This window comes from Mycoplasma yeatsii GM274B (assembly GCF_000875755.1).
Taxonomy (GTDB): domain Bacteria; phylum Bacillota_I; class Bacilli_A; order Mycoplasmatales; family Mycoplasmataceae; genus Mycoplasma; species Mycoplasma yeatsii.
The window spans coordinates 187,554-203,915 of the sequence record NZ_CP007520.1; the positions used below are offsets into that span (position 1 = coordinate 187,554).

Genomic DNA, 16,362 nt, shown 5'->3' on the forward strand with positions numbered 1-16,362 from the left:
TTTATTATGAACGACAAAATCATAATTAAAGGTGCAAGAGAACATAATTTAAAAAATGTTGATCTTGAAATACCTAAAAATAAGTTAGTTGTTTTTACAGGATTAAGTGGATCTGGTAAATCTTCTTTAGCGTTTTCAACGATTTATGCTGAAGGACGTAGGCGTTATATTGAATCACTTTCAGCTTATGCTAGACAATTTTTAGGTGGAAATGAAAAACCTGATGTTGATTCAATTGAAGGATTGTCTCCATCTATTTCAATTGATCAAAAAACAACTAGTCATAACCCAAGATCAACAGTTGGAACAGTTACTGAAATTTATGATTATCTACGTTTATTATATGCAAGAATTGGAACACCTTATTGTATAAATGGTCACGGTCAAATTCAAGCTATGAGCATTAGTGAAATAGTGAATAATATCAAACAAACAACAACAGAAAATCAACAAATTCATATACTTTCACCATTAGTTAGAGATAAAAAAGGTACATTTAAAGATGTTTTAGAAAAACTAAGTTCTGATGGATTTATTCGTGTAATTGTTGATGGTGAATTAAAAATGTTAGATGATGAAATTCAGTTAGATAAAAATCAAAGGCATAATATTGATATTGTTGTCGATAGAATTATTTATAAAAATACTGATGAGATCAATTCAAGAGTTTTTGCAGCGGTTGAAACAGGATTAAACTATTCTAATAATTTAATTAAAATCGCTTATATTAACGATGATCAAAAAGTTGAGAAATTATTTTCAACTTCTTTTGCATGTAAAGAATGTGATTTTGTTGTTCCTGAATTAGAGCCTAGATTATTTTCATTTAATGCTCCATTAGGTGCTTGTAGTGAGTGTAATGGATTAGGTGTAAATTTAGAACCCGATGTTAATTTAATTATGCCTAATATGAATCTTTCAATTAATGAAGGTGGAGTTAGTTATTATAAAAACTTTTTACATACTGATAATTTAGAATGACAAAAATTTAGAACATTGTGTGATTATTACTATATTGATCTAAGCTTGCCTTTAAATCAATTAACTAAAAAACAAATTGATGTTATTTTATGAGGAAGTGACAGAGAAATTGATATTAGACTTGTAAGTAGTAATGGTAAAAAATATGAAAGTTTTGATTATATCGAAGGAACAGCCCAATTAATTAAAAGAAGATATTTTGAAACTAAATCTGAAGAAATTAGAAATTGATATTCTAAATTTATGTCATCAACAACTTGTACTTTATGTCAAGGATCAAGATTAAATGAAATAGCATTATCAGTAAAAATTAATGATAAATCAATTTTTGATTATACAAAAATAAGTATTAGTGAAGAGTTAGATTTTTTATTAAATATTGAATTAACTGAAACTCAAAAAACAATTGCTAAATTAGTATTAGATGAAATTATTTCAAGAACTAGTTTTTTAAATGAAGTAGGATTAGGATATTTAGATCTAGCAAGAACGGCTACAACACTTTCAGGTGGAGAATCTCAAAGAATTAGATTAGCAAAACAAATCGGAAGTCAATTAACAGGTATTTTATATGTTTTAGACGAACCTTCAATTGGATTACATCAAAAAGATAACGATAGATTAATTGCTACATTAAAACATTTAAGAGATTTAGGAAATACTTTAATTGTTGTTGAACATGACGAAGATACAATGAAAGCTAGTGATTGAATTGTTGATATTGGTCCTGGAGCTGGAGAGAACGGTGGAGAAATTACTTTTTCAGGAACATATAATGAAATTTTAAAAACTGATACTATTACAGGAAAATATTTATCAAAACGTATGACTATACCAGTTCCAACAAAAAGAAGAAGTGGTAATAAAAAAGTTATTCAAATAATTAAAGCTAGTGAAAATAATTTAAAAAATATTGATGTAACTATTCCATTAAATAAATTTGTAACAATTACAGGAGTTAGTGGAAGTGGTAAATCTACACTATTAGAAGATATTGTTTATAAAGGTTTACAAAATAATTTATCTAAAGAATACATTCCAACTGGTAAAGTAAAAGAAATTAGAGGAGTAGAAAATATTAATAAAGTAATCTATATTTCTCAAGAACCAATTGGAAAAACACCAAGAAGTAATCCAGCAACTTATACTTCAGTTTTTAATGATATAAGAGATCTGTTTACAAATTTACCTGAAGCTAAAATAAGAGGATATAAAAAAGGAAGATTTTCATTTAATGTTCCTGGTGGAAGATGTGAACATTGTCAAGGTGATGGAGTTATTACTATTTCAATGCAATTTATGCCAAGTGTTGAAGTTGTTTGTGAAGTGTGTGAAGGTAAACGTTATAATAGCGAAACTTTAATGGTGAAATATAAAGACAAATCAATTTCTGATGTTTTAAATATGACAGTTAGTCAAGCTTATGAATTTTTTGAAAATATACCTCAAATTAAAGCTAAACTTCAAACGATTTTAGATGTTGGATTAGGCTATATTAAACTAGGTCAAAACGCAACAACACTTTCAGGTGGAGAATCTCAAAGAATTAAACTATCAACGCATTTATTAAAAAAACAAACAGGAAATACTATGTTTTTATTAGATGAACCAACTACAGGTTTACATATTGATGATGTAAAAAGATTAATTGATGTTTTAAATAAATTAGTTGATTTAGGTAATACTGTTTTATGTATTGAACATAATTTAGATTTTATTAAAGTTTCAGATCATATTATCGATCTAGGTCCTGATGGTGGACAATATGGTGGACAAGTTGTAGCATTCGGTACTCCTGAACAAGTAGTTCAATCAGAAAAATCATATACAGCTAAATACTTGAAAGGATATTTATAATGATTTCAGTTGATGAATTTTTATTTGAATGATTAACTAGAGATAAAAAAATAAGTGTTTTTAAAGAAGTTTTAAAAGAATTAAATAATATCGAATCAAAACTACCAACTATTAATGTTGTTGGAACTAACGGTAAAGGTTCAACGTCATTTTATATATCACAAGGCTTAAAACAAAAATATAAAAAAGTAGGTTTATTTATTTCTCCTGCTTTTATGTTTCATAATGAAAGAATTCAAATTAATAACATTCCAATTAGTGATGATGATTTAAAAAAATACATCAAAAAAGCTGAAGTTTATATGTATAAATATCAGTTAAACTTTTTTGAAACGTCAACACTTATTATGATTTTATATTTTGTTGATAATCAAGTTGATATTGTAGTTTGTGAAGCTGGTATTGGTGGGTATTATGATACAACTAATTATATGTCTAATCAAATACTTACAGCTTTTAGTTCTGTTTCAATTGATCATACTGATTATTTAGGTAATAGTATTGAAGATATTATTTTTCAAAAAATGAACATAGCAAAACCTAACACTAAATTAATTGTTAGTGATGATAATTTAAAATATAAAGATATTATTTTTGATAAATTAATTAATAAAAATGTAGAAGTTATTTTTGCTAATAAAATTGATGATCAAATAGATTATCAAAAAGCAAATAAAGGTTTAGCTAAAAAAGTTTTAGAACAATTTGAAATTTATGATGATAGTATCTTTAAATTAGATAAACCTTTAGGAAGATTTAGTATTTTACAAACTGATCCTTATTTTATAATTGATGGTGCTCATAATGTTGATGCAATAAATAGGTTAATAATAGCAACAAAACAACTTAATAAAGATTTTATAGTTTTATATGCAACAAGTTTTTTAAAAGATTATAAAACTTCATTAGAGTTATTAGAAAGCAATTTTGATGAAGTTTATATAGCTAGTTTTGATCATATTAAAGCTTGAGATATAAATAATGTTAATCACAAAAATAAAATTTATGATTGAAAGACATTTTTAAAAAACAATAATAAAAATATTTTAATTTGTGGAAGTTTATATTTTATTCCTCAAGTTTATAAATGATTTATGGAAAATAAAAAATAGCAGTAATGCTATTTTTTTGTATAAGATTACTTTCTAAATTTCTCTGGTAAAAATTCAGGTTTTAATTGACCAAATTCATTAAAATCATCATAGAAAACAACTTTATCTACATTTCATCTGCTTATATCTTGATTAAAGTCTCAAGCTACAGAAAACATTTCTCTCATATCAATTACTTTAGAAGTATCTCAGTTTGATATATTTTGGTTAAATTCTTGAGCACTACGGAACATAGCTCTCATATTTAATACATTTGAAACATTTCAAGCAACGTATTTATAAGCTCCTCCCATAACCTCTCTTGTACTTATATCTTGATTAAAATGATCTGTAAAAGCGAAAGTCCCAAACATATTGATTACATTTGAAGTATCTCAATTTTCAAGACCTTTTATTTCTTTATTTTTATTCCCTGAGAATGCATTAGATAGATCGTTAATAATATCAGGTAATTGACTCGGTACCTTGTTAGTTGTGGGTTTAAATTGTCCTATTGTAAATCCGATATTACTAATGTAGTAACCTATTTTAGTAACTTCATTACCTTTGTACTGATGGTATTCAGTTAATGGTTTCGTATTAATTGTGCCCCCATCTAATTCTATATTAGTGTAGTTTTTATAGATAAATTTAAATATTATCTTATTCGAATCATTTATAGTCGAACCAATAAATTTAATATCTTTAATACTTAATTTATGTTTGACTAATCTTTCAAAAAAGAATCTATGTGCTTTATCTCTACCCAACACGTTATCTCTATTTGCTCTAAATCTGTTTTTAAATTCAGTATTTCAGATTGATTTTATTTGTTGGATAATTTTTGTATCATTTTCAGTAAATAAATCAAATTTTAAATTTACTTGTCTCTTATAAGTTTTATCTCCGGTTTTAGGTTTGATTGTTACTTTACCTTCTTGTTCATTAATTACTAAATGTAGTTTCGAAAAATCAATTTCAACACTAGGATTTTTTTGTCTAATTAATTCAATTATTTTCTCTTCTGTTAATTGTAGTTTTTCAATTGTTCCTAAGTTTTTATCTTTAATTAAATTAGATAAATCAATAGATAATGCAAAGAAAACTTCAACAATTCCTTTATAGGTTTTATCCTTACTTTTAGCTTTAATAAAAACTTTATTTTCTTGACGTACTATATCTACTTTATTGATATCTAAATTAGGATTTTTTTCTTTCACTAGTTGTAATAAAATTTGATCAGTATTTTCTGATTCATCAATTATTCCTAAGTTAGTTTCGGTAATTAAACTAGATAATTCAACACTTAGTTTAAATGATAATTCAACTTCACCTTTATAAGTTTTATCTCCAACTTTAGGTTTAACAATAACCTTATCAGTTTGAATATCTAAATCTAATTTATCAAAATCAAGATTAACATTTGGATTTTTTTGTCTAATTAATTCAATTAAATTTTCTCTTTTATTATTATCAATTGTTTCTAAATTAGTTATAGTAATCAGTTTATCTAAACTCTTTTTATTTGTTTTATTTGATCTAATATGTCAAAAACCAACCCCAACCGCTACTCCTGAACCAGTAATAAATATACTTGAAATTATTGAAACTAATTTTTTATTTCATTTCATAAACTTTCACCTTCTATAAAATTACTTTATAAAAAAAAAAAAAAATCAAGCGAATTACGCAGTGCATGCATAGTATTTTAAATTTGATAAAATTAAACTATCAAATTACAAAAAAACTATTTATTTTAAAATAAAAAAAATAAATCATAGGAGTTAAAAATGATAGATCACACGTATTTAGAACAACAAATAATTAATCTTTACAATGATAAAAAAACTCAAGAAATAATTAATCTTGCTGAAGAAACACAACCTGCAGATTTTGCTGAAGTTTTAAATCATATCCAAGAAAAAATAGCATTTGAAATTTTTAAAAAAATTAAAGTATCACAATCGAGTTTAATCTTTAATTATTTATCTTATGATCTAAGAGAATATATATTAAAAAATTTAAATATAACTAAATTAAAAAAACTAGTTAATGAACTTTATTCTGATGATATTATTGATGCTATTGAAGATATGGAAACTGAAATTGTTAGAAAAGTATTTGATGCTGCTTCAATTGAACAAAGAAAAGAATTATTAAATATTTTAAAATATGATGATTATACTGCTGGAAGTATTATGAGTGTTGATTTTCTATCAGTTAGAGAAACTAAAACTGTATCTAAAACAATAAATGAAATTAAAAAAAATCATGAAGAATATGATGAAATCGATGATGTGTTTGTTGTTAATAAAATAGGTCAATTAATTGGAAGCATTGAAGTTAAAGATCTAATTTTAAATGATAATAATACTAAAATTGGTGAATTTATGAATAGAAAAATAATTTCAATTAATTCTAACCAATCTCAAGAAGAAGCTGCTATTATGTTTAAAAAATATGATATTAATACTTTACCAGTAGTTGATGATAACAATATTTTAGTAGGTATTATTACAGTTGATGATGTGATTGATGTATTGATTGAAGAAACTAATGAAGATATTCATAAATATAGTGGTATTAAAACAACAGAAACAAATTATTTTGAAACTTCAATTTGACAAATGTTTAGATCGAGAAGTTTATCTTTACTAATAATGCTAGTACTAGGATTTATTACAAATATTTTAATGATTGTCATATTTAATAAATATAATCCTACAGCTAATAGTCAATTATTATTAATGTTAGTTCCTTTAACATTAATAATTTCAGGAGTAGTTGCTTGTTCAGCTAATCAAACTTTATTAATAACAGGAAGAGCTATTAGTTTACAACAATTACATAAAAAAGAAATTAAAACGATCTTTTTCAAAGAAATAATTGTTTCAATAATGCTTGCAATAATTCTTGTTGTGATTAACTTTATAAGAATGATGTGTGTTTATTTAATTGAATACAAATCAGATTTTAGTAATATTTATATTTGAAAAAGCATCATAATAGCTAGTGTTGGAATTGTTATTACTATTTTAATTTCAAATTTATTAGCTTTAATATTACCTTTAATCATAAATAAGTTAGGTAAAGATTCTTCATCAGTTTCACTTCCATTATTAACTATAGTTGTTGATATTATTACTGTTGTTATATTTTTAGGTGTTGGTATATTATTTATATAAACTAGTAAGGAGAAAATATGCGTTTAAGAAATAAACCGTGAACAAAAGATTTTTTAGAAATTCACAAAAATAATTTAATACATTTTAATAAACCAAATCGTTTAGATTTAAATAAAGAATTTAATAACAATAATGATGTTCATCTTGAAATAGGATGCGGTAAAGGTCAGTTTATAACTACTTTAGCTTTAAAAAATAGTGATATTAATTTTATTGGTATGGAAAAAGAAACAACAGTTGTTGGAGTGGCTTTAAAAAAGAGTTTAAAAGTTTTTGAACAAAATAATCAACAAATGAATAATTTAAAATATTTTAATGATTTTGCTGAAGATTTAACTGAAATGTTTGATGATGATTCTATTTCAAAAATTTATTTAAACTTTTCAGATCCATGACCTAAAAAAAGACACGCTAAAAAACGTTTAACATTTATTACATTTTTAGATCGATATTCTAAAATACTTAAAAAAGATGGGATTTTAGAGTTTAAAAGTGATAATGATTTATTATATGAATTTAGTTTAGAACAACTAAGTCAAACTAATAAGTGAGAAATTATTTATAAAACTAATGATTTATATAAAGATCAAGAAATGATAAAAGATAATATTGCAACTGAATATGAAACAAAATTTCATAGTTTAGGAAAAAATATTAACAAAATAGTTATTAAAAATTTAAAATAAATTTAAGAGTTTTAAACTCTTTTTTAATATCAATATTAATAAGGAGGACAAATGAAAAATAAAGTTTGTTCAGTTAATAAAAATAACTTTTTTAAAATAGCATTTTATTTTATTTTTATTTATATATTTCAAATTACAAAACAAAATAAATATATTAAAAGATTCATTCATTTTTGTTTAACATATAAAAGATTTGATGATTTTACTAATACATATAATGAACATGTTAAAGATCTTAAAGATAAAAATATTAAAGATTTTTTAATTGATAAAGATCAAATCAAAGAGTTTGAATTATCTAATGATAAAGGTAATATTAGTTGTTTAAAAATAGAAAATAAAAATTCTAAAAAATGAGTAATCGGATTACACGGTTGAACTGAAAATAAATATTTAGCCTTAAGACTTGTTCAACATTTTTTAAATGATGGTTATAATATTTTAACTTTTGATCAATTTGCTCATGGACGAAGTTATGGTAAAAATACTGATGTTGGGTTTAGTACAATAGAAATGTTAGATACTGTTATTGAATTTTTAAAACAAAATAAAGCCACTCATATAGGATTAATTGGAAATAGTATGGGAGCATCAACTTCAGTTTTATATGCTCAAATTGGTAAATATAAAAAAGATATTAATTGAATTGTCGCTGATTGTGGTTTTTCAAATTTAGTTCGTCAATTTAGATGATACATGTCAACTAGATTAGAAAAAAACTGATGACAAACTAGTTTATTTGTTGGATCAAAATTTAATAAACATGTAAATAAAGATATTAAACAATATGATTTATTAAAAAATATGAATCAGGTTACAACTCCAATATTTTATATTCATTCTAAAGGTGATACTTTTATTAATTATTTAATGAGTGTTGAAATGTATGAAAAATCAAATAAAGATATAACTGAAATTTGAACTCCTGAAAATAGTGAACATGTTAGAGTTATTGCAGATTATGCAGATCAATATCATATTAAAGTTAAAGAATTTATTAAAAAACATTCTTTATAAATAGATAATAATAATTTTTTGTGATAGATTAATAATGTAAATTATATTATTTACTAGATTGGTGGTTTTAGTTCTTACCGGCCCTGCCTACTAATTTATGACCTGGCGTAATGATAAACAGAACTGAATTAGAACTCTTTATAGAGTTCTTTTTTTGTTTAATTGATAGTTTTTCAAAATAAATAATTTCTTATATATAACATAAAAATAAATAAAATAAATACCTTTTAACTAATTATTTTTTATATAAAAAGTTTTAATTTTAATGAAAAATTTTTCATTACATTTTTTAAGTTTTCTAATTTAAAGAAATTATAATTAAGAAAGACAACTTTTAAAAAGGTTAAAAATAAGATAGTTTAGGGGAAGATGATATTTATGTCAAAAGAACAAAAATACTATAATGAATCAGTAAGTCCAACCGAATTTATCCAACAAGGTTTTAAAGGTAACTTAAGATCTGTAAACTGAAATGTAATTAATGATGAAAAAGACTTAGAAGTTTGAAACAGAATTACACAAAACTTTTGATTGCCAGAAAAAATTCCAGTTTCAAATGATTTAAGTTCATGAAGAGGATTGACTCCTGAATGACAACAATTAATTACTAGAACATTTACAGGGTTAACTTTATTAGATACAGTTCAAGCAACAGTTGGAGATGTTACACAAATTGATAATTCATTAACAGATCACGAACAAGTAATTTATGCTAACTTTGCTTTTATGGTTGCAGTTCACGCAAGAAGTTATGGAACAATATTTTCAACATTATGTTCAAGTGAACAAATTGAAGAAGCTCATGAATGAGTAGTTAAAACTGAATCACTACAAAAAAGAGCAAAAGCTTTAATTCCATATTATGCAGGAAATGACCCACTAAAATCTAAAGTTGCTGCCGCTTTAATGCCAGGATTCTTATTATATGGAGGATTCTACTTACCATTCTATTTATCAGCTAGAGGTAAATTACCAAACACTTCTGATATTGTTAGATTAATTTTAAGAGATAAAGTTATTCATAATTACTATAGTGGTTATAAATATCAGAAAAAAGTTGCTAAATTATCACCTGAAAAACAAGAAGAAATGAAAAAATTCGTTTTTGATTTACTATATGAATTAATTGACTTAGAAACTGAATATTTAAAAGAATTATATGATGGATTTGGTATAGTTGATGATGCTATTAGATTTAGTGTTTACAACGCAGGAAAATTCTTACAAAACTTAGGATATGATTCACCATTTAGTGAAGAAGAAACAAGAATTGAACCTGAAATCTTTAACCAATTATCAGCTAGAGCTGATGAAAATCATGATTTCTTCTCAGGAAACGGATCATCATATGTTATGGGAGTTTCTGTTGAAACTGAAGACGAAGACTGAGAATTTTAGATATATTTAGGGGGATAGGATTATGCATGAAAATGTAAAAAAAGTTAGTGCTAGTGATGTTATTAAACCAAAAGGAGCACCATTCGTTGTTTATTTTTCATCAATATCAAATAATACTCATAGATTTATACAAAAATTAGGTATTGATAATGCAAGAATCCCATATGAAATAGAACAAGCTATTTCTGTTGATAAAGATTATGTTTTATGTACACCAACATATAGTGGTGGAGGAGAACATTTAGAAGGAGCAGTTCCAAAACAAGTTATTAAATTTTTAAATAATCCTGAAAATAGAAAATACTGCAGAGGAGTTATTGCTTCAGGAAATAGTAATTTTGGAGATACTTTTGGTATTGCAGGACCAATTATTTCAAAAAAATTAAACGTTCCATTTTTATACCAATTTGAATTATTAGGAACACAACATGATGTAAGTGAAATTACAAAAATATTAAATAAATTCTGAGAGGATGGAAATAATGAAAGATAATAAAGACCTACATATCTTAGATAATACTAATGATAACTATATTAAATTAAATGCTAGATCTAAATTGTTTTCTCCAGGTCAAGATAACTTTAAATTAGATGTAGAAGCTGCAAAATCATATATTACAAATCACATCGAACCAAGAATGATGAAGTTTGATAATTTAAGACAAAGAATAGGATATTTAGTTGAAAATAATTATTACGATAAAGAAATAATAGATAAATATGATTTTAAACAAATTGAAGAGTTAGACGAATATGCTAAATCATTCAATCATTCATTTCCAAGTTTTATGGGTGCATTAAAATTCTTTAATGCATACGCTTTAAAAACTTTTGATAGTGAAAAATATTTAGAGTCATATTCTGATCGTGCATTAATGAATGCTTTATTTTTAGGAAACGGTAATTATGAAAAAGCAAAAGATATTTTAAAAAATATTATGCTAGGACGTTTCCAACCAGCAACACCAACATTTTTAAATGCAGGTAAAAAACATAGAGGAGAATATGTTTCGTGTTATTTATTAAGATGTGAAGATAACATGGAATCAATTTGTAGAACTATTTCAACATCACTTCAACTTTCAAAAAGAGGTGGAGGAGTTGCAATCTGTTTAACAAATTTACGTGAAACTGGATCACCTATTAAAAATATTGATGGATTAAGTAGTGGACCAATTCCTGTAATGAAGATTTTAGAAGATTCATTTACTTATGCAGATCAATTAGGACAACGTCAAGGAGCTGGAGCTGTTTATATTTCAGCACACCATCCAGACATCATTTCATTTTTAGATACTAAAAGAGAAAATGCTGATGAAAAAATCAGAATTAAATCTCTATCTTTAGGAGTGGTTATTCCAGATATTACTTTTGAATTAGCTAAAGAAAATAAAGATATGGCTTTATTTAGCCCTTATGATGTTAAAAAAGTTTATGGTAAACCATTATCAGATATTTCGATTACTGAAAAATACTATGAAATGTTAGAAAACCCAAGCATTAAAAAAACTTTTATTAGTGCAAGAAAATTATTCTTAACAATTGCTGAATTACATTTTGAAAGTGGATATCCATACATTTTATTTGAAGATACAGTAAACAGAAGAAATGCTCATGATAAAAAAGGAAGAATTATTATGAGTAACTTATGTAGTGAAATTGTTCAAGTAAGTACAGCAAGTGAATATGAACAAGATTTATCATTTACAAAAATAGGTGAAGATATTTGTTGTAACTTAGGAAGTTTAAATATCGATAAAATGATGAAATCTGGAAAAGAATTTGGAAAAGCTGTTTACACTGCAATTACTGCATTAGATGTTGTTTCAAGAAATTCTGATCTAGATTGTGCACCATCAATTAAAAATGGTAATGCAAATAATCATGCTGTTGGATTAGGGGCTATGAACTTACATGGATTTTTAGCTACAAACTCAGTTATGTATAATTCACCTGAAGCGGTTGATTTCACAAACATGTTCTTCTATACAGTTGCTTATAATGCATTTAAAGCATCAAATAAATTAGCTGAAGAATTTGGAAAATTTAGTTCATTTGATGAATCAAGATTCGCAGATGGTTCTTGATTTGATAAATATACAAAATGCGAACCTGGCAAATGAACTCCAGCAACTGCAAAAGTTAAAGAATTATTTAGTAAATATGATGTAGAAATTCCTACTCAACAACAATGAATTGAATTAGTAGAAAAAATTAAACAAACTGGATTAGCAAACTCTCACTTAATGGCAGTTGCTCCTACTGGATCAATTAGTTATTTAAGTTCATGTACTCCATCACTTCAACCTGTTGTTTCAACTGTTGAAGTTAGAAAAGAAGGAAAACTAGGTAGAGTTTATGTTCCTGCATATGAAATTAATTTTGATAATATGGCTTATTATGCAATTGGAGCATATGAAATGGGACCAGATCCAATTATTAACATTGTAGCAGCTGCTCAACAACACGTTGATCAAGCAATATCATTAACATTATTTATGACTGATAAAGCAACAACAAGAGATCTAAACCGTGCTTATGTTAATGCATTTAAACAAGGTTGTGCATCAATTTATTATGTACGAATTCGTCAAGATGTATTAGAAGATAGCGAAAACTACGAATGTGACGCATGTAAAATTTAACAAACACAAAAGTGCAATAGAAATTGCACTTTTTATTATTTTATTTTTAGGTTAAAACGTTTAAGAAATATACTATTTTAGTAATATTTGAACTATTTTAAAAATAGGGATAGTATTTCTAAACAGTTGTTATAATATTAAAGAAATAAGGGTGCTGTAAAAGGCTGAGATTATACCTATTAGCAGATCATGATAATGCATGCGCGGCTAAACGTTTCTATTTATAAAATGCCCTTATTTAGACAAGAATAAAATATATAAAATAGATAAACAGGGGTGATATATTTAACATGAAAAATACACCAGGAGAGGCCTTAAGAACTTATTTTAATGGCACAGTATTTACATTTGAAATTATTGGAGTATTTTTACTAATATTTTTTGTATTTGCAATTAAGTTACTATCAATAATTTTAAAAAAACATAATAATAAATTATTTTTATCAGTAGGATTTACTTTAGCAACAGCATTAGCGTTTTTCTTACCTTATGCTTTCGCAAGTATTCTTTCTAAAACTGCTATTGCACCATTTTTAAATCCTATGATTGTTTTATTTAAATCTGTATTTATAGGATTTGGAAAATCAGGACAAGAGCTATCAGGACTTACAGGTAGTATGTTAACTAAAGGTATTCCTTATATATTTGCTGGACAATTAATTGGAGGAATTTTAGGTTTTGTTGTATTCTTAGGATTCTTTTATGCAATAAAAAGAACTAATAAAAATAAAGCTGAGTATGAATTATTACAACAAACTACAATCAAGTCATTTTTTGAAACAAAAAGTGAACTTTCAACATTAGCGTTCAGTATTAAAGAATTTATTTTCATAACTTCTTTAATCATTATAATGCCTTTAATTTCAATGATTGATATTGGTATTTATAAAATTGATATGTTTGAAATTCTTTTAATTGAGTTATTTGTTATATGAGTAATTTTATTCATATCATCATTTTTTGAATACTTTTCATTCCACTTATTTTTCCCAATATTAGATATTGTTTTTAAAACAATTAACTTTGTTTTATTAGACAAAGAAGTTAAAAAACAAGAGTTAAAAGGTTTTCTAACAGAATTATTAAAACTATTATTAGTAGTTATTTTTTCTATAGTTATTCCTATAGTAATAGGATTTATATGTATATTAATTAAAATCCAAACAGGAGTAGTTATTTCAGTTGCATAGAAAGGTATTATAGATATGAAGTTATTAAAAAAGTTATTTTTACCATTATTATCTAGTACGGTTATAATACCTTCTGCTTTAGCTGTTGTTTCTTGTTATGGACCAACATTTAAAAACACATTGACTGAAGCAGAACAATTAAATCAAATTAATATTTTATCTGAAATAAAAGAGTATTTTGAAAAGCACGATCATAATGAAGAATTGGTAAAATTCACTCATCCAGAAGCTAGTGGTCAAACAGTTGAATTTTTAAATATTATGAAAAACAACTATGCTGCTAAATATATAAAATTTGATGAAAACAGATTTAAAGAAATCGTTAAAGACAAATTTAACTTATCAGATAATTATGTAAATGAATTAAAATTTGAAGTTGATTATACAAATATAATCAGAGATTTTGCTAACAACTTTGATGTAATATTTCCAGTAAGAGTGAGACGTGATTTAGAAAGTCATAAAAAAGCAATATATTCACCTTTTGCTGATGGTTTATTTTCTGAACAAACAATTAACTTTAGACTGAAAAATGTTAAAGCAAGTGGCTTTGAAAGAATTGATACTACAAAATTAAAACCAATTTATGAAAAATTACAAACATTAGATGACTCTAAATTTAGTGCAGAAATTAGTAGTGTAGCTATGTCAGATGATATTAAATCATCTATTGATGAGTGAGGAATTCATGAATTAAGTTCTAAACAATTAGAATCAATCTTTAAAGTTAAAATTGAAGAATTTAACAAACTAAAAGACGAATTTAAAGATGAAAATTTAGAATTTAAATCAACAATTGTTGATGTTGACTTTTCAGACTCTAATTTAGAATTCGATGAAGGTTATCTAAAAGTTAGATTAGCTGTTAGAGAAATAGACAAAGGTAACCAAAAAGCAGAAACAGGAGTAACTAAATTCATTAAATTTAAATTTGATGATAATGATGAATTCTGAATCAATTTAAAATTAAATGACATGATTAAGATTAATACTATTAAATTTGGTGAATTAAATACTGACTTTTCAGGTATTTCTAAAGATAAATTAAATGTTAGATTTGATAAAGACAAATTTGAAAAAGTTAATATATTACAAATAAACAAAGGAACTAATTATAGAAATGCTAACCTTGTTTTAGATGTATTAACAAAATCAAATAAACAAATCACATTAAACAGATCAATTGGTGTTAAAAAATATGCAAATCTATATGAAGAAGAATTCGTAAAACAAAATATTAGTTCTCCAAATTTTGCTACCGAACAACTAACTCAAGAAAATCTAAAATCAATTAATAAAGATTTCTTTAGACAATTTAATTCCGAGCTATTTTCAGGAGGTTATGGAAGATCTAGAGGATTTTATGGTGAAAAAATGAAAACACCTATTTACATGCATATTGGAGAAGACTATTTAGCAAACGATTTCCAACCTGTTTTAATGCCTTATGACGGTCATATTATAGCTGCTTATGAATTAACTACTAACACTCCATTTGCTGGAGTAGGAACTGTTTTAGTTGCTAAAATACCTGTTAAGAATTTAGATTGATCACCAAAACAAATAGAAACTCAATTGAACGGTAATAATAAAGATATATATATATCATTTTTACATCTAGATGCTGCAACAACATTAAATAATCGTAATTTAGGATGAAATGCTCAAACTATAGAGCTTGGTAGAGAAAGAGTTATTAAAGTAGTTAATAGTATAACTCCGACAAATCCTTTTGAAGTTAAGAAAAATACAGTTATTGGATTTTTAGGAGATAACTCTTCAAATGGTGGTTGAATGAGTCACGCTCACGTAAACCTATATACAAGAAGAGAAAATTATTTATCTCAAAACTACTTTTCAACAAAAACACAATCAGTTGCACTAGATGATAGAAGAATATCATCATATCACCGTATCGTGGGTGATAAAGTTCAATGAGGTACTTTAGGTAATGTTGGAGTTGAAACTAAAACACCAACACCAGTTAAACAAGTAGATCCAATTACAGGAAAAGAAATCAAAGATCCAGACACCAATAAAGATATAATAATTAAAGATGAAATACCAGCGTACGTTAATGGTTCAAGTATGGCTAATTATGAAAAAACTAAAGGTTATGCAAACCCTAACTTAGTTTACAGACTAAGAGATGATAAAACTGTTTCATTTGATGTTAGAAAAGCTAATAACATAACTTAATAATTAACAACATAAAATTATTAAACTCACAAATATATTTGTGAGTTTTTATATTTTAAATTTAAATCTTTTTCTATTTACTATATATAAAGATGAAATAAAATTATTTATGA

11 protein-coding genes are annotated in these 16,362 nt (G+C 25.1%); 10 read left to right on the plus strand and 1 reads right to left on the minus strand.

What is annotated here, in order from left to right; all coding sequences use genetic code 4:
- Positions 1-3: 3 nt before the first annotated feature.
- Together uvrA and MYE_RS00790 are read left to right on the plus strand one after the other, a co-directional pair.
- Positions 4-2,838 carry an excinuclease ABC subunit UvrA gene (gene uvrA, locus MYE_RS00785; RefSeq protein ID WP_144402408.1) on the plus strand — a complete coding sequence of 945 codons (2,835 nt, stop codon included), beginning with the start codon at positions 4-6 and terminating at the stop codon, positions 2,836-2,838.
- Positions 2,838-3,950 (plus strand): bifunctional folylpolyglutamate synthase/dihydrofolate synthase, encoded by a 1,113-nt coding sequence (locus MYE_RS00790; protein ID WP_042733141.1) that lies wholly within the window; start codon positions 2,838-2,840, stop codon positions 3,948-3,950. The genes uvrA and MYE_RS00790 overlap by 1 nt, the downstream gene beginning before the upstream one ends.
- Positions 3,951-3,976: 26 nt before the next feature.
- Here MYE_RS00790 and MYE_RS00795 read toward each other — a convergent pair whose 3' ends face one another.
- On the minus strand, positions 3,977-5,560 hold the full coding sequence (locus MYE_RS00795) for a BspA family leucine-rich repeat surface protein (RefSeq protein ID WP_042733142.1): 1,584 nt from the start codon (positions 5,558-5,560) through the stop codon (positions 3,977-3,979).
- A gap of 159 nt (positions 5,561-5,719) precedes the next feature.
- On the opposite strand from MYE_RS00795, the gene mgtE reads away from it, so the two are divergent.
- The 8 genes from mgtE (at position 5,720) to MYE_RS00835 (ending at position 16,249) form a co-directional block, all read left to right on the plus strand.
- Entirely contained in the window at positions 5,720-7,114 is a 1,395-nt protein-coding gene (gene mgtE, locus MYE_RS00800) for a magnesium transporter (RefSeq protein ID WP_042733143.1), read from the plus strand.
- 17 nt (positions 7,115-7,131) lie between these two features.
- Positions 7,132-7,800, plus strand: coding sequence for a tRNA (guanosine(46)-N7)-methyltransferase TrmB (trmB, locus tag MYE_RS00805; protein ID WP_042733144.1), 669 nt, complete (start codon positions 7,132-7,134; stop codon positions 7,798-7,800).
- 51 nt (positions 7,801-7,851) lie between these two features.
- Positions 7,852-8,817: an alpha/beta hydrolase gene (locus MYE_RS00810; protein ID WP_042733145.1), complete on the plus strand. Its 966-nt coding sequence runs from the start codon at positions 7,852-7,854 to the stop codon at positions 8,815-8,817.
- 378 nt (positions 8,818-9,195) lie between these two features.
- Positions 9,196-10,215, plus strand: coding sequence for a class 1b ribonucleoside-diphosphate reductase subunit beta (nrdF, locus tag MYE_RS00815; RefSeq protein WP_042733146.1), 1,020 nt, complete (start codon positions 9,196-9,198; stop codon positions 10,213-10,215).
- A 22-nt stretch (positions 10,216-10,237) separates the two neighbouring features.
- A complete protein-coding gene (gene nrdI, locus MYE_RS00820) occupies positions 10,238-10,708 on the plus strand; it encodes a class Ib ribonucleoside-diphosphate reductase assembly flavoprotein NrdI (protein WP_004428007.1) in 471 nt (156 codons plus the stop codon).
- Positions 10,698-12,860, plus strand: a complete 2,163-nt coding sequence (gene nrdE, locus MYE_RS00825) for a class 1b ribonucleoside-diphosphate reductase subunit alpha (protein WP_042733147.1) — start codon at positions 10,698-10,700, stop codon at positions 12,858-12,860. Before nrdI ends, nrdE begins: the two co-directional genes overlap by 11 nt.
- Positions 12,861-13,150: 290 nt before the next feature.
- Positions 13,151-14,050 carry an MAG4940 family membrane protein gene (locus tag MYE_RS00830; protein WP_042733148.1) on the plus strand — a complete coding sequence of 300 codons (900 nt, stop codon included), beginning with the start codon at positions 13,151-13,153 and terminating at the stop codon, positions 14,048-14,050.
- A 15-nt stretch (positions 14,051-14,065) separates the two neighbouring features.
- Complete coding sequence (locus MYE_RS00835; protein ID WP_042733149.1) at positions 14,066-16,249, plus strand: MSC_0775 family lipoprotein; 2,184 nt, start codon at positions 14,066-14,068, stop codon at positions 16,247-16,249.
- The last annotated feature ends 113 nt before the right edge of the window (positions 16,250-16,362 follow it).